Raw genomic sequence first — 20,052 nt, 5'->3', positions numbered from 1 at the left:
GTCAGCGTCGCGGCTCCAGCCGGGTTCTAACGCGGCCGTTCAGCACGACGCGATCGCCCTTGTCGGTGACGTTGTAGCTGTTGGCGCGGGTGCTGCCCTTGGGGCCGCCTCCCGCGATGCCGGCGTCGCCGCTGACCTCGCCCGTGCGCATGTCGATCAAGGCCCGGGGGGCATCAAACGTGTAGCCCTCGGCGCTGGTGATCTTTACGTCCTCGGATAGCAGCAATTTGTGCTCGGCCTCGCGATAGAGGCCGGACTTGGCGGTGGCCTGGCTGGGATTGGGCGCGCCATAGCCACGCACCAGAATCGGCGTGGTCAGGCGGACCAGGTTCTGGTCCTTGGCGTCACGCTCGGCGTGGTCGGCGGTGATCAGGAAGGCCCGGCCGTCCTTCAGCACGCCCGTGAAGCGCGGCTTGTTCAGCAGCAGCGGCGTCGAGGCGGCCTGGGTCTGAAGCTTGTTCGAGATAAAACTGCGCCACGAGGCCTGGCCGACCACGGCCACGCCGACGCCGATGGCGAAGATGGCCAGGACCAGGCGCAGCCGTCGGACCGGCTTCCGCCGGCGGTTGCGGGCCCGTTCAGCGGCGCTTTCGGTGGGGGGGACGGCGGAGGCGCCATCAGTCTGGGTGAGCATTTGGGGGAATGGATAGTCCCACGTCGTCATTCGCCCAAGACCTTTGTTTCCCGGTGCGCGGTCCTGGCGCATGGAGGTGGGGTGCAAATGGGGGCGGTTGGGGCTCCGTCAAGTTCGGTTGCCTGCCCAGGTTGTTTGGCGCGCCGAACCGCGTGATCCTTACCGGTGCGCCGTGTAAGGATCCGCGTCATGTTCCACCGTCCCTCGCAGCACAAGGATTTTGGCGTCTTCCTGCCCGTGGCCAACGGTGGCTGGATCGTCTCCAAGACGACGCCGACCCTGGACGGCCTCTACGCCCAGAACCGCGCGGCCGCCGTGGCCGCCGACCAGGTGGGCATGGATTTCGTGATGTCGATGGGCAAGTTCCGCGGCTTCGGCGGTGAGACCGACCACTGGGGGACCTCGCTCGAGTCGGTGACTCTGATGGCGGCCATCGCCGAAGCGACGACGAACGTCCGCATCTGGGCCACGGTCCACCCGCTGCTGCAGAACCCGGCCGTGGCCGCCAAGATGATCGCCACCCTCGACCACATCAGCGGCGGCCGGGCGGGGCTGAACATCGTCGCCGGGGCCTACAAGGCCGAATTCGACCAGATGAGCGCCTGGGACGATTCGCTGGACCATGACGATCGCTACGGCCTGGCCGAGGAGTGGACGACCATCGTCAAGCGCCTCTGGACCGAGGACAGCGTCGATTTCGCCGGCAAGTACTTCACGATGAAGGACTGCCAGTCCAAGCCCAAGCCCTTGTCCAAGCCGCGCCCTGAGCTGATCTGCGCGGGCATGTCCGATCGCGGCTTCCAGTTCTCGGTGCGCGAGGCCGACGCCTGCTTCATCGGCGGCCGCTCGCGCGAGGAGCACCGCGAGGCCTCCCGCCGCGCCAAGCAACTGGCCGAAAGCCTGGGCAAGACGGTCCGCACCTACGCCATGTGCACGATCATCCACGCCGAGAGCGACGCCGGCGCCGAGGCCCTGGTCCGCCGCTACGCCGAGGGGGCGGACGTCGGCGCGATCCTGGCCATGCTGGCCAGCTGGGGCGTCCCGGCCGAGCGCCTGCAGGCGGTGGCCGCCAAGCAGGGCGCCTTCATGACCCAGACCATGGTCGGCTCACCCGCCACCTGCCGCGAACAGGTCGAGGCGTTCATGGTCGAGTGTGAGCTGGACGGGCTGATGCTGATCTTCCCGGATTACGAGGAAGGGTTGGCGATGTTCGGCGGTGAAATCCTACCGAAGCTGCGAGCCGTGTTCTCGTGAGCTTGCCCCTGAATTTGAAAGACTGGATCGCGCCCGAACGGACGGCGCTGCTGATCGTCGACATGCAGACCGATTTCGCCTCCCCCGAAGGCGCGGCGGGGTGTTGGGGGCTCGACCTTTCCACCGTTCCCGCGGCGCTGGCGGCCGCCGAGCGTTTGGCGGAAGCCGCGCGGGCAGCGGAAGTGCCGGTGGTGTTCGCCGGTCTATTCACGACGCCGGAAACCGACTCCGCGGCCTGGAACGAGCGGATGCGGCGGCGGGGCGGCGATCCTTCGATCGACGCGGCGCTCTGCCGGGCGGACGAGGCCGGCAGCGCCTTCGTTGGTCCCAAGCCCCAGGCGGGCGAGCTGGTCATCCGCAAGACCCGCTACAGCGCCTTCTGGGACACCGATCTGGACGCACGATTGAAGGTCTTGGGCGTCGACACTCTGGTGATCGCGGGCCTGACCACCGAGTGCTGCGTCGATGGCACGGCGCGCGATGCCTTCAACCTGGACTACCACGTGTTCGTCGCCGCCGACGCCTGCGCCGCCTACGAGCCCGACCTGCACGCGGGCGCCCTGAAGATGCTGGACCTCAACACCGCGATCCTGACCGACTCGGCCAGCGTCGCCGCCGCCTGGAGCGCCTGAGTGCCGCCGATCTCTCAGGCCGACCGTGACGCGATCGCCGCCGCCCTCGACACCGACGAGCTGGTCGAACTGGCCCTGACCCTGGGCAATATCCCAAGCCGCTCGGGCCAGGAGCGCGAAGCCGGTCAGTTCGTCCACGACTGGATGGCGCGCGAGGGCTTCTCGCCGCGCAAGATCGGCGCGACCCCCGACCGGTTCAACGTCATCGGGACCTACGGTGGCCTCGGAGCCGGCAAGAACCTGCTGTTCACGGCCCACCTCGACACCGAGAGCCCGACCCGCGATCCCGACCTTGACATCCACAAATACAGTCCCGCCACCCTTGCTGATCCCGAGTGGGAGCGCTGCTGGCTCGAGGATGGTGTGTTGCGCGGCTATCCAATCGCCAATGATCGCGGGCCGATGAGCTGCTTCCTGATCGCCGCCAAGGCGCTGAAGAGCGCCGGCTATGGCCTGGCCGGCAAGATGTATCTGACGGCCTGTCCCGGCGAGATCGGGCCCGAGCCGATCGAGGAGCACCGTGGGATCGCCTACCTCGGCAAGGACATCGGCGCCCACTACCTGTTCCACCATGGCGGCGTCGCACCGGACTACGCCATCGCCGCCGAGGGCTGCGACTTCGGCTGGACCTCGGTCGGCTGCGGCTATGTGGTGTTTCGCCTGCGGCTGTGGGGCGAGGGGACCTTCACCCCGCTGCTGCGCCATCCTGAACGGGCGAGCGACCACCCGAACCCGATCTACCGCGTCGGCGTCCTGACCGACGCCATCCACGCCTGGACCCGCGCGTGGGAGGCCGCCAGCCGCTACGAGAGCGCCGGCGGCGTCGCCGAGCCGAAGGTTCAGCTTTGCGCCATCCGAGGCGGTGTGCCCTATCAGTTCGGCGATGGGAGCGAGGTGGTCAGCCTCTACCTCGAGGTCGGGCTGAACCCGCGCCAGAAGGCGGCCGACGCACAGCACGCCCTGGAAGCCATGGTCCGCGCGGCGGGCGTGGGGCGGGTCGAGATCGAGCCGGTGGTGGTCCGCCACGGCTTCGAGGCCGATGCTGGCGAGGTCGCGCCGCTGGTCGGGGCGGTGGACGCGGCCACGCGCCTGGGCCTGGGCCATCCCGCCGCCCGCGCCAATCCCGTCTATTCCAGCATGTGGCGCGATCACAACGTCTTCAACATGCACCGGATTCCGGCGATCACCACGGGTCCGAAACGCTGGCGGCCGTCGCCGAAGGATTTAGCCGACAGCGCCCTGATCTACGCCCTCACGGCCCTGGCGGTCTGCGGCCGCGCCGAGGGCGGCGAGACGATGCGGGCCTCGTCGGTCTATCCGGACAATCCGTTCGGGGCGTAGACGGTGGAACGTTGGGGCAAGAACGCTCAAACCCGGCTTCCGGGACGCGTGGGTCGCCGGTCGGAGCTGCTCAATTCCCCGACCGGCAGGCGCGTCGACAGTAAGGGGCCATCGACGTCCCTCCGATGGGGAGACGTCTCCACGAAGGGTCTCCCTCCACCTCGCGGCGACGGAAAAACGCTCATTCTGGGTTTCGAAGATTCAGGCCTTGCGGAGCGCCTCCTGCCACAAAGTGTCAGCAGCCCGGACCGTCGCGCTTGTCACGGCGGGTTGGAACACCGAAGTTCCGGGAACGTTGTCGTCGCTCGGGCTTCGCCACAGCCCTGCTCGGCCAGGAGACGCCCATGACCCCGGACGATCAGCCCGCTATGGATCTTGTCGAGGTTTCGGTCGACGCTCTCGTCGATCGCTATCGCCGGGTGCGCCGGCGCACCGAGGTCCTGGCCGCGCCGCTGTCGCCCGAGGACCAGGCGGCCCAGTCCATGCCGGACGCCAGCCCGACCAAGTGGCACCGCGCCCACACGACCTGGTTCTTCGAGACCTTCCTGCTGACGCCGTTCCTGGCCGGCTATGAGGTCTATGACGGGAGCTTCGGCTATCTGTTCAACTCGTATTACGAGGCCGTCGGGCCTCGGCAGCCGCGCCCGCAACGGGGTCTGCTGACCCGGCCCTCGGTCCAGACGGTGGGCGCCTATCGCGCCCATGTCGACGCGGCCATGACCCGCCTGCTGGCCGGTCCGCTGACGCCGGAGATCCTGGAGCGTATCGAGCTGGGCCTGGCCCATGAGGAGCAGCATCAGGAGCTGATCCTGATGGACATCCTGCACCTGTTCGCCCAGTCGCCGCTGAGCCCGGCCTATCAGCCGGGCGCCGCGACGCCGCGCCCGGATCCCGGTCCGCAGCGCTTCCATCGCTTCGCCGGCGGCCTCGTCGAGATTGGGGCCTGCGAGGCGGGTTTCGCCTTCGACAACGAGCGTCCGCGCCATAAGACCTATGTCGCCCCGTTCCGCCTGGCCGATCGTCTGACGACCAACGGCGAGTGGCTGGCCTTCATCGAGGCCGGCGGCTACGCCAAGCCCGACCTCTGGCTCTCCGAGGGCTGGGCCAGGGTCCAGGAAGAGGGCTGGGAGGCGCCGGCCTACTGGCGGCGCGAGGGCGACGGCTGGACCACCATGACTCTACGGGGCCGCCACCCGGTCGACCCGAACGCGCCTGTCGTCCATGTCAGCTATTACGAGGCCGCCGCCTATGCCGCCTGGACGGGCCGGCGCCTGCCGACCGAGGCCGAGTGGGAGGCCGCCGCCACCGCGACGGGCATGTCGACCCTGCGTCAGCTCTACGGCTCGGCCTGGCAATGGACCGCCAGCGCCTACAGCCCCTATCCGGGCTTCAAGCCGGGGGCCGGCGCGCTGGGCGAGTACAACGGCAAGTTCATGGTCAGCCAGATGACCCTGCGCGGCGGCTGCGAGGCCACGCCGCCGGGCCACACGCGGGCGACCTATCGTAACTTCTTCCCTCCTGGCAGCCGCTGGATGTTCGGCGGCGTGCGCCTGGCCGACGACGACCGCCTGGCCGAGGTGACGCCGGAGAACGGCTTTCTCAACGAGGTGATCGCCGGCCTGTCGGCCTCGCCCAAGACCCTGCCGGCCAAGTATTTCTACGATGCCGAGGGCTCGCGCCTGTTCGAGGCGATCTGTGAGCTTCCGGAATACTATCTGACCCGCACCGAGACGGCGTTGCTGCGCGAGATCGCGCCCGAAATCGCCGCGCGGATCCCCGCCGGCGCGGCCCTGGTCGAGTTCGGCAGCGGGGCCAGCACCAAGACCCGGATCGTGCTGGACGCCGCGCCGCAGATCGCCGTCTACGCGCCGATCGACATCAGCCCCAACGCCCTGGACGAGGCCGCCGCCAGCCTGCGCGCCGATTATTCGGCGCTGACCATCGCGCCGCTGGTCGAGGACTTCACCAAGGCTCTCGACCTGCCGGAAGGCGCCAAGGGCCACACGCCGGTCGGCTTCTTCCCCGGCTCGACGATCGGCAATTTCGCGCCGGCCGAGGCCGAGGCGCTGTTGCGCCAGGCGCGGGAGCTGCTGGGCGAGGGCTCGCTGTTCATCGTCGGGGCCGACGTGGCCAAGGATCCGGCGGTGCTGGTTCCGGCCTATGACGACGCCCAGGGCGTGACGGCGGCGTTCAACCGCAACGTCCTGGTCCACATCAATCGCGAGCTGGGCGGGACCTTCGATCCGTCGGCCTTCGCCCATAAGGCGGTGTGGAACGCGGACGAGAGCCGGATCGAGATGCACCTGGAAAGCACGCGCGACCAGATCGTCATGGTCGGCGACTACGGCTTCCGGTTCGCCGCCGGCGAGACCATCCACACCGAGAACTCGTACAAGTACCCGGCCGAGGCCTTCGAGGCGATCGCCCGCCGCGCCGGCTGGACCGTGGCCCAGCGGTGGGTCAGCGCCGACCCGGCCTTCGCGGTCTACGCCCTTACAGCCTGAAGGGCGGCCTAGACGCCGTTCTCCTGATCGATACGCGCGAAAACGCGCCGGTTCCGAAGGCTCGGAGCCGGCGCGTCTCGGGTAGGCATCCGTGCGCTCTTTTCTAGAGCGCGCGTTCTCCGGGCCGACCGCCGCGCGAGGACGAACCGCCCTTGCGTCCGGCGTTCGCCGCGAGATCGCGATCCTTGGCGAAGCTGCGCTTTTCGCTGGGCACGCTAGCTCCGCCCTTCCTGGCGATCTCGCGTCGGCGTTCCGGGTCCATGGCGGCGAAACCGCGACGACCGCGGGGACGTTCGCTATCGGTGTCCATGTGGGGGCTCCTAGTCGGACAGGTCACAGGCGGTACGGGCGAGATCAGGCGCCATAGGGACGGTCGTCCCCTGGATCGACCGGCGGCGAGGTGGGGGGCTCCTCGACGGGGATGACACCGGGCTCGTACTCGGGCGGTTTAGGCTCGGGCGGGGGCGGGGCGTCTGGGTCGGTCACTGGCGTCGTTTCCTGCGCGTTCCGGTGAAGTAACCAGCGAAGACGCTTTCGGTTCACCGTGCGATGACACTAATTACGCCGCACCGGGACGAGCCGGCCGTTAAGGAGACGTCCGAGAATGCCTCGCAGGACCAAGCAGATGGTCGATCGCGCCGCGTCCCACTGGCGTTTAGGGCTGGGTTTGGCGGTCGGAATTTTCGCGTGGACGGCGGCGAAATATTTTGGCGCGCCGCGTGGCGCCCACCTGTTGCTGGGGTGGGACAGTGGCGCGAGCGTCTATCTGCTGACCACCTGGCGGTTGTTTTTGCGGGCTGACGAGGCCGAGGTTCGCCTGCGGGCCGCCCAGGAGGACGAGGGCGTCTCGGTGCTGCTGCTGATCATCCTGGCCGCGATCGTCGCCAGTCTCGGGGCGGTGGTGGACGCCATGATCGCGGCCAAGAACACGGCCGCCGGCGCCCAGGCCTTCATCGCCACGTGCGCCGGCGTGACCCTGGTGCTGTCGTGGCTGGTGCTGCAGTCGGTGTTCGTCCTGCACTACGCTCATCGTCATTTCGGCGACGGCAGGAGCAAGGGCGGCATCCAGTTTCCAGGCGAGCCGCCCTCCGGCTACATGGACTTCGCCTATCTGGCGTTCAGCGTCGGGGCGACCTTCCAGGTCTCGGACAACAGCATCCTGACGTCGAAGCTGCGCCGGCTGGTCACCGCCCATGCCGCTACGGCCTATTTCTACAACACCGCCATCCTGGCCCTGGGCATCAACATCATCGCCACCCTGGTGGGCGGCTGAGGTCAGCCGCGATGGCCGCTCATGCCGCCGCCACGTCCGCCGCGACGACCTCTCCCGCCGCCTTCGCCGCGCCCGCCGCCACGCCCCGGACGCAAGCCCGTCTGCGAGGGCGTCTTGGGCAGTTCGTCCAGCTTCAGGACGCCATCCTTGTTGGTGTCGAGCAGGGCGAAGCGGGTCTTGGCGGCCTTGGTCGCCTCGTCCTTGGAGATGCGGCGATCGAAATTGCCGTCGGAGGCCATGACCGGCTCCGGCTCGGCGATCAGGCCGAACAGGGCCGCCCCCTGCAGGACGTTGCTCCCCTGCGGACGCCGGCGCGGGGCGTCGTCACCGTCGCCGCCACCCGGGCCCTGGCCCATTGGTCCGCGGCGCATCGCGCCCGGCGCCGCGCCGCCGATGATCTCCGGGGCGATGCGAGTCTCGTAGGTCGAGACCTCGAAGCCGTCGACCACGCCGTTGTGGTCGCCATCGACCACGGCGAAGAAGCGCAGCGAGTCGGCGACGAACTCATCCCGCGTCAGGGCGCCGTCGTGGTCGGCGTCGGCGCCGGCGAACCAGGCCGCGACGGGGTAGGGGGCGCCGGGCGGCGCGCGGAAGGGTTCGCCGGCCGGGCTGATGAACAGCTGCGGACCGCCGCCCGGGCCCGGCCGGCCTTCGCCGCGCGGCCCGCCGGGCCCGCCCCGATGTCCCGGATCTTCGGCCGGCGCGCTGGCGCAGGCCGAGAGCGTGGCGGCGAGGGCGGCGGTCAGGCCGAGCGAGCGAAGCATCATCCGGGGAATCTCCAATCAGCCAAGCTTTGAAGCCCGGCAGAATGTCCCGGTGATGTCAGATCGCGCCGCCGGCCTTGCGGCGGCGCAACACTCGCCATGGTTCGGCCGCAATGGGTCGCCGAAGATTACCGTGGGATATCTTCAGGCCGGGAGCAGCACGCAGGCTCGCAGGCCGCCGCTCGCCCGGTTGTGCAAGGTGACGTCGCCACCGTGGGCGCGGGCCAGGGAGCGGACCACCGCCAAACCCAGGCCGATACCGCCCGTCTCGCGGTTGCGCGAGGGCTCGCCGCGATAGAAGGGCTCGAACACCCGCTCCATCTCGCCTGGCGGTACGCCCGGACCGTCGTCGTCGATCTCGATGATGGCCATGCCGTCCTCGACATAGACCCGGCCTCGCGCCGCGCCACCGTACTTGAGGGCGTTGTCGACGAGGTTTGAGATCAGGCGCTTCAGCGCCACCGGATCGCCCTCGACGATCACCTTCTCGGACCGTTCGGCCGTGGCCTCGCCGCCGGTCTCGGCCGCCTCGTCCATCACGCTTTCCACCAGGGAGGACAGCTCCAGCTTCGTGCGTTCGGCCGGGCGCTGGGTGTCGCGCACGAAGCCCAGGGTGGCGGCGATCATCGCCTCCATCTGGTCGATGTCGGCGGCCAGCTTGGGACGGATGTCGTCCGGCGCGGCTTCGATGCGGAACTTCAGGCGGGTCAGCGGCGTGCGCAGGTCGTGGGCGATCGCCCCGACCATGGCCGTGCGGTCCTCGACATAGCGGCGCAGGCGCTCCTGCATCATGTTGAAGGCCGTGGCGGCGGCGACAACCTCACCAGACCCTGAGATGCTGAGCGGCGGCGTGCGTGGGTCCTTGCCCAGGCGTTCGGCGGCGTCGGCGAAGGCGGTGATTGGCTGGGCCAGGCGCCGTGCGAAAAGCCAGGCCAGCGGCGTCACGGCGGCGACCGACAGCAGCAGGATCAGCAGAATTCGTTGTTGCCAACTGTCGAAGCGGAAGGTCGGCTTGGGCTCGACCACCAGCCAGTGGCCGTCGCTCTGGCGTACGCCCAGCTTGAAGTCGCCGAAGATCAGCGGCTCGTCCTTGGCCTGGGGGCGGGTCCCGCCGGGGCCGCCGGAGCCGGGCTCGCGAGCGAAGGGTTCGCGCGCTCCTCCGTTCGGCCCGACGCGACCGTCGGGCTTGGGCGGCGTGACGGGCGTCCGGCGCACGAAAAAGCGTGGGCCGTTGTCGATCTGCAGCTCGATGCGGTTCGCCGGTACGCCGATCGCACGGCTGATGCCGGCCTTGAAGTCGGCCCGACGCGGGCTGTCCGGACCCAGCGAACGGATCGAGCCGCGCTGCTTGACCACCAGCAGGCGGCCGTCACGCGGCTGGACCGGCTCGCCCGACTTCAAGGCGCGCACGATCTCGCTGGACCGGTAGAACTCCGGCGGCGGCGGGGGCAGGGTGAAGATGACCGCGATCGAGATCAGCTGGGCCGCCACCAGGGTGACGATGACAAGACCCAGGGCTTGGACGAACAGCGGCGCGCCGCGCCGGAAGATGGTCATGGGGTGCGGACGACCTTGGCGGTGAACATGTAGCCTTCGCTGCGGATCGTACGGATCAGCTCGCTGCCGCCGCCGTCGTCCAGCTTGCGGCGCAGGCGGCTGATCTGCACGTCGATGGCGCGGTCATAGGCGTCGCTGTCCCGGCCGCGGGCCAGGTCCAACAGCTGGTCGCGGGTCAGGACGCGCTGCGGACGCTCGACGAAGGCGCGCAGTAGCGAGAACTCGCCGCTGGAGAGATTGACCACCACCGACTGCGGCGAGCGTAGTTCGCGGCGCACGAGGTCCAGGCGCCAGCCGGCGAACTCGCAGGCCGCGCCCATGGCGTCGTCGACGGCGCGAGGCTCCTGCCGGCGGCGCAGCACGGCGCGGACCCGGGCCAGCAGCTCGCGCGGATTGCAAGGCTTGGGCAGGTAGTCGTCGGCGCCCAGCTCCAGGCCCACGATGCGGTCGGTTTCCTCGCCCATGGCCGACAGCATGATGATCGCCGGACCGTCGCTGGTGGCCGACAGGCGCCGGCAGATGGCCAGGCCGTCTTCACCGGGCAGCATGACGTCCAGCACGATCAGGTCGATCGGGCCGCGCGCCAGCACCTGCTCCATGGTGCGGGCGTCCTGGGCGGCCTCGACCGCGTAGCCGTGGCGCGTGAGGAAATCGGAAACGACATCGCGAATGCCCGGATCGTCATCGACGATCAGGATGCGCGGAGCTGCGCCCCGCTGAGCGTCGACTTCGCCTTGGCCAATGGTCCCTGGGACGGTGTTCTGGACGTTTTCCATGCGATTTTCCTGTCACGCCCCCGTCACGTCCAGATTTCACGCCTGAAACAGCGGCGCAACCCAGTCGTGCGATCCGCATAGGGCGATCCCCCATATGGGGCCAATGTCGCACCGGCGGCTCACTGTCCCCCTTGTGAGCTGGCGGCGTACGGGGCTCGGCCTGCTTCTCCCCCCTTTGCAGGTTGAGCCCCGGCGATCCTCTTGACGATCCCTCAGCCCGGCGAGTGGTTCTTTGGCGCCTGATAGGCGTCGCCCTGGGCCTGCATCGCCGCGATCACCCGGTCGCCCACGAACGGGTTGTTGCGCCGCTCCGCCGCGAAGGTAGACATCGGGCCGTGGCCGGGCACGAACTGCACGTCGCCACCCAGCGGCCAGAGCTTCTGGGTGATCGAGTCCAGAAGGTCCTGGTGATTGCCCAGCGGGAAATCGGTGCGGCCGATCGAGCCCTGGAACAGTACGTCGCCGACCTGGGCGAAGCGCGCTTCCCGATGGAAGAACACCACATGGCCCGGCGTATGGCCCGGACAGTGGAAGACCTCGAACTCGGTCTCGCCCAGGGTGACGGTGTCGCCGTCCTTCAGCCAGCGGTCGGTGACGAAGATCCGGGCCTCGGGCACGCCGTACATCTCGCCGGTCTGCTGGATGCGGTCGATCCAGAACTGGTCGTCCTCGTGCGGGCCCTCGATCGGTACTCCCGTACGGACCTTCAGCTCGGCCGCGCCGCCGGCATGGTCCATGTGGCCGTGGGTGATCCAGATCTTCTCCAGGGTCAGGCCCTTGTCGGCGATGGCCTTGAGCAGGCGGTCGACCTCGCCGCCCGGATCGATGACGGCGGCCTTCAAGGTCTTGGCGCACCAGACGATCGTGCAGTTCTGCTGCAGCGGGGTGACCGGGGCGATCACAGCGCCGATCGGCATGGTCGAGGCGCCCGGGGCCTGGGACATCGCGGAACTCCAAAAGAAAAGGGCGGGAGCCGAAGCGCCCGCCCTCTTTGACCTAAAGCCTGGTGGCCGAAGATCAAGCCAGCCGTTACTCGCGCTCTTCCTTCGAGCCCGGCGCAGGCGCGCCCGGCATCGGCGGAATGGCGGTGCCCGGCGCGTTCGGGTCGAGTTCGGCGACCTCGGTCACGCCGCGGCCGACGTGGCTCTTGCGGTAGCCGTAGGCGAAGTAGAACACCAGGCCGATGGCCGCCCAGATCGGCAGCAGCAGCTTGGCCTTCATCGGCAGGTAGAAGAACAGCACCAGGCAGCCGACGATGGCCAGCGGGGCGATGATCCAGACCAGCGGCGTCTTGAACGGACGATGACGGTCCGGATCCTTGATCCGCAGCATCATCACGGCGATCGCCACCATCAAGAAGGCGAACAGGGTGCCGGAGTTGGAGATGTCGGCCAGCTGACCGACCGGGAAGAAGGCCGCGGCCACCAGCACCAGGCCGCCGGTGACCATGGTCACGATGTGCGGCGTCTTGAACTTCGGGTGAACCTTGCTCAGCACGCTGGGCAGCAGGCCGTCGCGCGACATCACGAAGAAGATGCGGGTCTGGCCGTAGATCATCATCAGGATGACCGAGGGCAGGGCCAAGCCGGCCGCGAGGCCGAGCAGGTTGCCGACGGCCGGGTGGCCGATCTCGCGCAGCACGTGCGCCAGGGCTTCCTTGGAGCAGACCAGCGGCATGGCGCCGACGGCCGAGATTTCCTTGCAGCGCGCGGCCAGTTCGATCGAGCCGGGCGACAGGACTTCGTGGTTCAGGCCGAAGACGGGCTGGGCGCCATAGGCGCCGACAGCGCCGCCGGCGACCAGCAGGTAGAAGATGGTGCAGATGACCAGCGAACCGATCAGGCCGATCGGGACATTGACCTGCGGATTGCGGGTTTCCTCGGCCGCGGTCGAGACCGCGTCGAAGCCCACATAGGCGAAGAAGATCGAGGCCCCGGCCCCGATGACCCCGGCGGTGGCCAGGGGCGCGAAGGGGTGGAAGTTTTCCATCTTCATGACCGGCACGGCCAGGAAGACAAAGGCGGTCAGGGCGCTGATCTTGATGGCGACCAGGAAGCCGTTGACCGTGGCGCTCTCCTTGGTGCCCAGCACCAGCAGCCAGGTCACCAGCAGCGAAATCAGCACGGCCGGTAGGTTGATGACGCCGCCGGCATAGGGGCCGGCCGTCAGCATGTCGGGAATGTCGATGTGCGCCAGGTGCTCGATCAACCCGACCACGTAGCCGGACCAGCCGACCGCCACGGCGGAGGCCGCCACGGCGTATTCGAGGATCAGGGCCCAACCGACGAGCCAGGCGAAGAACTCGCCGAGAACGGCGTAGGAATAGGTGTAGGCGGAGCCCGCGACGGGCACCATCGAGGCCAATTCGGCGTAGCAAAGCGCGGCGACGGCGCAGACGGCGCCCGCGATGACGAACGACAGCATCATGCTGGGACCGGCCTTTTGGGCCGCTTCGGCGGTCAGCACGAAGATACCGGTGCCGATAATGCCGCCGATGCCGAGCATGGTCAGCTGCACAGGCCCGAGCGAGCGATGCAGCGACTTCTTCTCGGCGGTCGCTAGGATCGCATCGAGCGATTTAACGCGCCACATAGTTCCTCCTGGATACGCACGACTCCCCCCGGGGGTCGCCCTTGGATAAATTTTGCGGACCGTGACCCGTTTATGAGCATGGGGTCAAGGCCGAGCCGCGAGGGGGCGTAAATGCTACCCGTCGGCCTGACTCGTCCAGCCCTGCTTGGCGCGCGCGCCATCGAGCGCTAAAGCCGAGCTGATGTTGCCCATTTTCGAGGCCCTTCCGGCGCTGAAAGCCGCCCTGAGCGCGCGGGAGGCCGCCGTTCTCGTCGCGCCGCCGGGAGCTGGCAAGACCACGGCCGTTCCGTTGGCGCTGCTGGAAGAGCCGTGGGTCCAAGGCCGCAAGCTGATCGTGCTTGAGCCCCGCCGCCTGGCCGCCCGCGCCGCCGCCTCGCGCATGGCCGCCAACCTGGGCGAGGCAGTGGGCGAGACGGTCGGTTTCCGGGTCCGGCTGCAGTCCAAGGTCTCGGCCCGCACGCGGATCGAGGTGGTCACCGAGGGCGTCTTTACCCGGATGATTCTCGACGACCCGGGCCTGGACGGCGTGGCCGCCGTGCTGTTCGACGAATTCCACGAGCGCAGCCTGGACGCCGACCTCGGCCTGGCCTTCGCGCGCGACGTCCAGAGCGTGCTACGCGACGACCTGCGCCTGCTGGTGATGTCCGCCACCTTGGACGGGGCGCGGATTTCGGCCCTGCTGACCGACGCGCCGATCGTCGAGAGCCAGGGGCGGATGTTTCCGGTCGACACTCGCTATCTCGGCCGCGACGAACGACAGCGACTGGAGGAGCGTGTCGGTCGCGCCGTCGAGCGGGCCTTGGCCGAGGAGACCGGCAGCGTGCTGGTCTTTTTGCCGGGCCAGGGCGAGATCCGGCGCGCCGAGAGCTGGCTGAACGAGCGCCTGCGCCGGCCGGACGTCGATGTCGCGCCGCTCTATGGCGCCCTAGAGCCGGCTGTTCAGGACCGCGCCATCGCCGCCGCGCCCGCCGGGCGGCGCAAAGTTGTGTTAGCGAGCTCGATCGCCGAGACCAGCCTGACCATCGAGGGCGTGCGAGTGGTGGTCGACGCCGGCCTGGCCCGCGTGCCGCGCTACGACCCGGCCTCGGGCATCACCCGGCTCGACACGATCCGCGTCAGTCGCGCGGCGGCCGACCAGCGCCGAGGCCGCGCCGGCCGCACCGAGCCCGGCGTCTGCTACCGCCTGTGGGACGAGCCCGAGACCCGGGCGCTGCCCGCCTTCGCGCGGCCGGAGATCCTGGAGGCCGACCTGTCGCGCCTGGCCCTGGACCTGGCCCGCTGGGGCGCGCGCGATCCTGCGGGCCTGACCTTCCTGGACCCGCCGCCGCCCGCCGCCTTCGCCGAGGCGCGGACGCTGCTGACCCGCATCCAGGCGCTGGACGGGCAGGGCGACCTGACCGCCCACGGCAAGGCCCTGGCCGAGATGCCGCTGCCGCCGCGCCTGGCCCACATGGTCGTGCGCGCCGCCGCCTCGGGCCAGGCCCGCGAGGCCGCCGAGATCGCCGCCGTGCTGACCGAGCAGGGGCTGGGCGGCAAGGATGTCGACCTGCGCCGACGGTTGGAGGGCCTGCATCGCGACCGCTCGCCACGCGCCCGCGACGCCATGGCCTTGGTCGAGCGTTGGAGCCGCGCGGCCGGTCGGGGTTCTGGCGCTCGCGAACTGGAGATCGGCGTGATGCTGGCCGAAGCCTATCCCGAGCGGGTGGCCAAGGCGCGCGGCAAGCCGGGCGAGTTCCAGCTGGCCGGCGGACGCGGCGTCTATCTGGAGCCGACCGATCCCCTGGCCCGCGAGGCCTGGCTGGCCGTGGGCGAGCTGGGCGGCGGCGACAGCCGCGACCGCATCCTGCTGGCCGCCGCCGTCGACGAGGCCGACCTGCGCGAGACCTTCTCCGACCGCCTGGTCGCCGAGGATCGCCTGGAGACCGCCGGCGGCAAGGTGCGCGCCAAGCGGCTGCTGCGCCTGGGCAAGCTGGTCTTGGCCGAGCGACTGATCGAGAACCCCGATCCGGCGATGATCGCCGCCGCCCTGCTGGACCAGGTCCGCGCCAACGGCCTGTCGGCGTTGCGGCTGGGCCAGGGCGTCGAGGGCTTCCGCAGCCGGGTGGCGTTCCTGCGCGACCTGGACGGCGAGGCCTGGCCGGATCTGTCGGACGCCGCTCTGGTCGCGCGGCTCGATGAATGGCTCGAACCGCTGCTGCACGGCCGCTCGTCGCTCGCCAGCCTCGACGAGAGCAGTCTCGATGGCGCGATCCGGTCCCTGGTCCCCTGGGACTTGCAGCAGAAGGTCGACCAGATGCTGCCGGCCCGGTTCAAGGCCCCGACCGGCACCACCGTAGCCATCGACTATGCCGCCGAGGCCGGGCCGCGCATCGACATCCGGGTGCAGGAGCTGTTTGGCCTGACCGAGCACCCCAGCATCGCCGGCGGCAAGGTGCCGCTGGTGCTGTCGCTGCTATCGCCCGGCCACAAGCCGATCCAGATCACCCGCGACCTGCCCGGTTTCTGGAAGGGCTCATGGCGCGAGGTGAAGGTGGAGATGAAGGGACGTTACCCACGGCATGTGTGGCCGGACGATCCGGCGGCGGCCGCGCCGACGACGCGGGCCAAGCCGCGAGGGACCTAAGGTGCGCGCCCCAGCCAGCGCAGGACATTCAGGACGAAGGCCTTGTTCTGCGTGGCCTGCGGATAGTTGAAACCCATGCCGCCGCCCTGGGGGGTGCGCTGGGCGCTGAACATCGCCGCCTCGCTGAACAAGGCCACGCGGCCCTTGCCGACCGCCAGGATCGCGCCGCGCAAGTCCCTGTCGTCGGACGGGCGTTGCGGAACGCCTTCGAACTTCCATGGCTCCCGGGGATAAAGGATCGACCAGCCGGTCCCCAGGCGCATGATCACGGTCGCCTGCGGCGGGGCGTGCAGCACCGTGCCGGTAAAGGCGTAGACGCTGTCGATACCGCCGCGCGTCAGCGGTCCCTCGACCAGCCGCCCGTTGGCCCTTGAGAATTGTTCCGGGCCGCGCACCGGCTCGAAGGCGAAGCTGCTCTCGAACTGGAAGCCGAACGCCCGCGCCAAACCGTCGGCGGCGTGGCTGAAGGGCATGTGGTCGGCGATCAGCAGCAGGTCGCCGCCGCCCTCGACCCAGGCGCGAACGGCCTTGATCTCGTCCGGCGCCAAGTCCTCGGCGGCGTTGGCCATGACCAGCAGCTGAACCTTGGTCAGGTTCTCGGCCGTGAAGGGGGCGTCGTTGCCGACGACCCGGAAGCCGTCGTTGCGGGCCAAGGCCGCGAACGGTGCAAAGCGGCCGTCGATCGTGTGGAAGTTCTTGTGCGCCGCATCGATGGCCAGGACCGGTCCGGCGTCCTTGGGCCAGGTGGGCGCGGCGACGCTGACGTCGGCCTTGTCGTCGGCGACCTGCTGGGCGAGGGTGGGAGAGGCCAGCAGCGCCAGGGACAGGACCAGCCAACGCATCGCGACCTCCGAAGGAACTCTCTAGCCCGTCACCGTATAGATCATGATCCCGGTCGCAACGCTGAGGTTCAGGCTGTCGGCGCGGCCGCGCATCGGGATCTTGACGTTGACGTCGCAGGCCGCCGCCAGCTCGGGCGGCAGGCCCTGCTGTTCGTTGCCCATCAGGATCAGCGAGGGCTTCACATAGTCGGCGGCCTTGTGGTCGACGGTGGCGGTCAGCAGGGTGCCGACGACGCTGCCGGGCCATTCCTGGCGCCAGGCCAGGAACTCGGCGATCGTCGCCTTGGCGATCTTCACCGCGAAGATCGAGCCCATGGTCGCGCGCACGCCCTCGACCGAATAGGGGTCGACGCAGTCGCCGACCAGGATCACCCCGCCGCAGCCGGCCGCGTCGGCGGTGCGGATCACCGTGCCGAGGTTGCCCGGATCGCGAACGGCCTGCATGGCCACCCAACACGGGGCGCTCTCGGGCACGATGGCCGACAGCGGCGTGTAGACCTGCTGGAACACCGCGACCACGGCCTGGGGATTGTCGCGACGAGAGACCTTCTCGAGGATCTCGCGGTTGACCTCGATGACCTCGCCGCCCGCCTTCAGGCACGCGGCGACCGCCTTCTTCAGCATCGGATGGTCGGCGGCGTCGGGGCCGTACATGACGATCTTCGGCGCGTGGCCGCAGTCGATCGCCTCGATGACGATCTTCAGGCCCTCGGCCAGGAACAGGCCGCTCTCTTCGCGTTCCTTGCGCATGTGCAGGGCGCGGACGGCCTTGACGGTGTTGTTGGTCAAGGAGGTGACGGTCTTGGTGCTCATCGCCGCTATCCCTCTGACGACCAGCGAGCGAAGAACGACAGGCCGATCTGGCGGTCGCCCTTTTCCTCGACCAGGGAAAGTTCGCCCCAGTCGATGACGCCGCCACGGCCTTGCAGCTCCTGCGCCAGCAGGCCCGACATCGCCGCGCCCGACACACGGGCGGCATAGGCGTTCATCAGCAGGAACGAGGCGTCGTCGCTGAGCAGTTCGGCGCAGTCCTTGGTCAGGGCGGCCAGATCCTCGAACAGCCGCCAGACCTCGCCGTCGGCGCCGCGGCCGAACTTCGGCGGGTCCAGGATGATGCCGTCATAGCGGTTGCCGCGCCGCACTTCGCGGGCCACGAACTTGCGGGCGTCCTCGACGATCCAGCGGATGGGCTTGTCGGCCAGGCCGGCGAAGGCGGCGTTCTCACGGGCGAAGCCGACCGACTTCTTCGACGCGTCGACGTGGGTCACGGCCGCGCCGGCGGCGGCGCAGACCAGCGAGGCCACGCCCGTATAGCCGAACAGGTTCAGAATCTTGGGCTGCGGACCGGAGCCCTTCGAGAAGGCCCGCACCCGTTCGTCCTGCCAGGCCCAGTTGGCGGCCTGTTCGGGGAAGAAGGCCAGGTGACGGAAGGGCGTGAACTGGCCGTGGAACTTTGCCTGGCCCCAGGCGAGGTCGAACTTCTCGATCGGCTTGCCCTTGAAGCGCCAGCGGCCGGCCTCGTCCTCGTCGGAAGGATCGAAGACCGCGTCGGCGTCCTCCCAGGCCTTGGCCGGCAGGCGCGGGGCCCAGAAGCACTGCGGCTCGGGGCGCACCACGGTGTAGCGGCCGTAGCGCTCCAACTTCTTGCCGTTGCCGCTGTCCAGCAGGGCGTAGTCCGCCCAGCCGGTGGTGCGCATGACGAGGGGGGCGGGGGCGATCTTCGGGGCCATCGCCCGCCCATACCGCCTTACGGCCCGGCGCGTCCAGAGTGTGGGCCAGGGCGAGACCCGAAGACCGACGTCGCGCGGGCGGTGTGCCGGGTCTTGTCCCAGTGATGTGGGGCGGTGATGAACTGCTGCAGCGCCTTGCCCGCCGCCACACTCTGCAGCAGCCAGTAGAGCACCATGCCGAACAGATGCAGGAACTTCGGCTGGCCGCCGGCCCGCATCACGCCGCGTGCTCCGGCGATCGCCGCCGAGCCCCAGCCCAGGACGTAGAGCAGCAGGTCCAGCGGCGGGATGCCGAACGCGGCGTCCGGCAAATAGTCGAGAGTCGCCGCGACGATGGCGACCAGCATGACCGGGCCGTGCAGGTGCGAGGACGTGACCGACTGCGCCAGGGTCAGAACCAGGGCCGCGGCGTTGCGCGGCTGGCGCGGGACCTGGCCGCGCGCATGGACGGCCAGGGTCTGCATGTGGCCCTTGATCCAGCGCGCCCGCTGCGGGAACCACTGGCCCCAGGTGGTCGGAGCGGTTTCCCAGGTCGGACGGCTGATCACGCCCAGCCGATGGCCGGCGGCGACCAGGCGAAAGCCGACATCCGCGTCCTCGGTCACGTTGTAGGGATCCCACGCCCCAATCTCGCGCAAGGCGGCGACCTTGAAGTGGTTGCTGGTGCCGCCCAGCGGAAACGCCAGGCCCCAGCGCGCCAAGGCCGGCAGCAGCACCTCGAAATGGGCGGCATATTCCAGCCGGAACTGCGAAGGCAGGAATAGCGAAAAGCCCGGATCCTCGATCCGCAAGGGCGCCTGCAGACAGGCCAGGCGCGGATCCGAGGCGGCGAAGCGGGCGGCCGCTTCGCGCAACTGGCCGGGGTCGGGCATGTCCTCGGCGTCATAGATCACCACCAACTCGCCGCGCGCCCGTTCCAGCGCGTGGTTGCACGCGCGCGGCTTGGTCTTGGGCGTCCCCGGCGGCGCGATCAGCACCTGGACGAAGGCGGGCAGGGGAATGGCGCGCACGGCGGCCCGGGTGACCTCGTCGTCGGCCTCCAGCACGATCAGGGCCTGCAGCCGGTCGCGCGGATAGTCCAGCGCGGCAAGGTTCTCGACCAGCTCGGCCACGACCTCGGCCTCGCGATAGAGCGGGGCGATGAGCGTGTAGGTCGGCAGGTCCTCGTCCGGCAACGGCGGCGGCCGAGGGGACGGCAGCGGCGTGCAGGCCGCCGCCAGCCGTGTGGCGCCGCCCAGCAGGAACACACCGAAGAACAGGTGATGGATCACCGTCAAGGCGCTCCACGGATCCAACGCGACGCCGATGGCCGACAGCAGACCCGCCACGGCGACGAACGCCGCCTGACCCCGGGAAAGGGTCAGGTGCGCGCCGTCCCGCGCCTTGTCCTGCCAGCCGAGCGGAAACGCCGCCGGGCCTTCCTGTTCAACGGACACAGGTCCGCTAGCCGGCGCGAACGCCGGGTCCAATCGTCTGTCTTCGCGCGCCATGGATGCCCCTGAACGCCGCTCGCCCCAACACTTGCAGATA

At 69.4% G+C, this 20,052-nt stretch carries 18 protein-coding genes; 6 read left to right on the top strand and 12 right to left on the bottom strand.

Annotated features, from left to right (window positions below; genetic code table 11):
• Position 1 precedes the first annotated feature (1 nt).
• Positions 2-634 carry an LPS export ABC transporter periplasmic protein LptC gene (lptC, locus tag ASC70_RS17730; protein WP_056052503.1) on the bottom strand — a complete coding sequence of 211 codons (633 nt, stop codon included), beginning with the start codon at positions 632-634 and terminating at the stop codon, positions 2-4.
• Positions 635-823: 189 nt separating this feature from the next.
• Here lptC and ASC70_RS17725 point away from each other — a divergent pair, with 189 nt between their 5' ends.
• From ASC70_RS17725 to egtB, 4 genes are all read left to right on the top strand, one after another.
• The gene (locus ASC70_RS17725) at positions 824-1,888 is read left to right on the top strand and encodes an LLM class flavin-dependent oxidoreductase (protein ID WP_056052501.1); all 1,065 of its coding nucleotides are present in this window, start codon (positions 824-826) and stop codon (positions 1,886-1,888) included.
• 8 nt (positions 1,889-1,896) lie between these two features.
• Positions 1,897-2,520 carry a cysteine hydrolase family protein gene (locus ASC70_RS17720; RefSeq protein WP_056052888.1) on the top strand — a complete coding sequence of 208 codons (624 nt, stop codon included), beginning with the start codon at positions 1,897-1,899 and terminating at the stop codon, positions 2,518-2,520.
• Positions 2,521-3,861, top strand: coding sequence for a peptidase M20 (locus tag ASC70_RS17715; RefSeq protein WP_200939229.1), 1,341 nt, complete (start codon positions 2,521-2,523; stop codon positions 3,859-3,861).
• A 344-nt stretch (positions 3,862-4,205) separates the two neighbouring features.
• The gene (egtB, locus tag ASC70_RS17710) at positions 4,206-6,365 is read left to right on the top strand and encodes an ergothioneine biosynthesis protein EgtB (RefSeq protein ID WP_056052497.1); all 2,160 of its coding nucleotides are present in this window, start codon (positions 4,206-4,208) and stop codon (positions 6,363-6,365) included.
• Between the two features lie 103 nt (positions 6,366-6,468).
• Here the strand turns inward: egtB and ASC70_RS17705 are convergent, their stop codons facing one another.
• Complete coding sequence (locus ASC70_RS17705; RefSeq protein WP_047413350.1) at positions 6,469-6,675, bottom strand: general stress protein; 207 nt, start codon at positions 6,673-6,675, stop codon at positions 6,469-6,471.
• Positions 6,676-6,719: 44 nt separating this feature from the next.
• Entirely contained in the window at positions 6,720-6,851 is a 132-nt protein-coding gene (locus ASC70_RS25095; RefSeq protein WP_156396246.1) for a hypothetical protein, read from the bottom strand.
• A gap of 118 nt (positions 6,852-6,969) precedes the next feature.
• On the opposite strand from ASC70_RS25095, the gene ASC70_RS17700 reads away from it, so the two are divergent.
• Entirely contained in the window at positions 6,970-7,638 is a 669-nt protein-coding gene (locus ASC70_RS17700) for a DUF1345 domain-containing protein (RefSeq protein ID WP_056052494.1), read from the top strand.
• A gap of 2 nt (positions 7,639-7,640) precedes the next feature.
• On the opposite strand, the gene ASC70_RS17695 is transcribed toward ASC70_RS17700, so the two are convergent.
• From ASC70_RS17695 to ASC70_RS17675, 5 genes are all read right to left on the bottom strand, one after another.
• Positions 7,641-8,405: a hypothetical protein gene (locus ASC70_RS17695; protein WP_056052491.1), complete on the bottom strand. Its 765-nt coding sequence runs from the start codon at positions 8,403-8,405 to the stop codon at positions 7,641-7,643.
• 141 nt (positions 8,406-8,546) lie between these two features.
• Complete coding sequence (locus tag ASC70_RS17690) at positions 8,547-9,959, bottom strand: ATP-binding protein (RefSeq protein WP_056052489.1); 1,413 nt, start codon at positions 9,957-9,959, stop codon at positions 8,547-8,549.
• On the bottom strand, positions 9,956-10,735 hold the full coding sequence (locus tag ASC70_RS17685) for a response regulator (protein WP_056052487.1): 780 nt from the start codon (positions 10,733-10,735) through the stop codon (positions 9,956-9,958). The genes ASC70_RS17690 and ASC70_RS17685 overlap by 4 nt, the downstream gene beginning before the upstream one ends.
• 212 nt (positions 10,736-10,947) lie before the next feature.
• A complete protein-coding gene (locus tag ASC70_RS17680; RefSeq protein WP_056052484.1) occupies positions 10,948-11,679 on the bottom strand; it encodes an MBL fold metallo-hydrolase in 732 nt (243 codons plus the stop codon).
• 85 nt (positions 11,680-11,764) lie between these two features.
• Positions 11,765-13,327 (bottom strand): amino acid permease, encoded by a 1,563-nt coding sequence (locus ASC70_RS17675; RefSeq protein ID WP_056052481.1) that lies wholly within the window; start codon positions 13,325-13,327, stop codon positions 11,765-11,767.
• A 181-nt stretch (positions 13,328-13,508) separates the two neighbouring features.
• Here ASC70_RS17675 and hrpB point away from each other — a divergent pair, with 181 nt between their 5' ends.
• Entirely contained in the window at positions 13,509-15,950 is a 2,442-nt protein-coding gene (gene hrpB, locus ASC70_RS17670; protein WP_056052478.1) for an ATP-dependent helicase HrpB, read from the top strand.
• On the opposite strand, the gene ASC70_RS17665 is transcribed toward hrpB, so the two are convergent.
• The 4 genes from ASC70_RS17665 to ASC70_RS17650 are packed head-to-tail and all read right to left on the bottom strand — an operon-like array spanning position 15,947 to position 20,012.
• On the bottom strand, positions 15,947-16,792 hold the full coding sequence (locus ASC70_RS17665; RefSeq protein ID WP_056052475.1) for a DUF4350 domain-containing protein: 846 nt from the start codon (positions 16,790-16,792) through the stop codon (positions 15,947-15,949). The genes hrpB and ASC70_RS17665 overlap by 4 nt on opposite strands.
• Positions 16,793-16,813: 21 nt before the next feature.
• Positions 16,814-17,605, bottom strand: coding sequence for an RNA methyltransferase (locus ASC70_RS17660; RefSeq protein ID WP_047413365.1), 792 nt, complete (start codon positions 17,603-17,605; stop codon positions 16,814-16,816).
• A 5-nt stretch (positions 17,606-17,610) separates the two neighbouring features.
• Entirely contained in the window at positions 17,611-18,522 is a 912-nt protein-coding gene (locus tag ASC70_RS17655; protein WP_056052473.1) for a class I SAM-dependent methyltransferase, read from the bottom strand.
• A 17-nt stretch (positions 18,523-18,539) separates the two neighbouring features.
• On the bottom strand, positions 18,540-20,012 hold the full coding sequence (locus ASC70_RS17650) for a glycosyltransferase (protein WP_082539769.1): 1,473 nt from the start codon (positions 20,010-20,012) through the stop codon (positions 18,540-18,542).
• Positions 20,013-20,052: the final 40 nt, after the last annotated feature.

Origin of the sequence: Caulobacter sp. Root343, assembly GCF_001425745.1 — a bacterium.
GTDB lineage: Bacteria > Pseudomonadota > Alphaproteobacteria > Caulobacterales > Caulobacteraceae > Caulobacter.
Note: the sequence above shows the minus strand (reverse complement) of the source record. Positions and strands in the feature narration are given on the sequence as shown.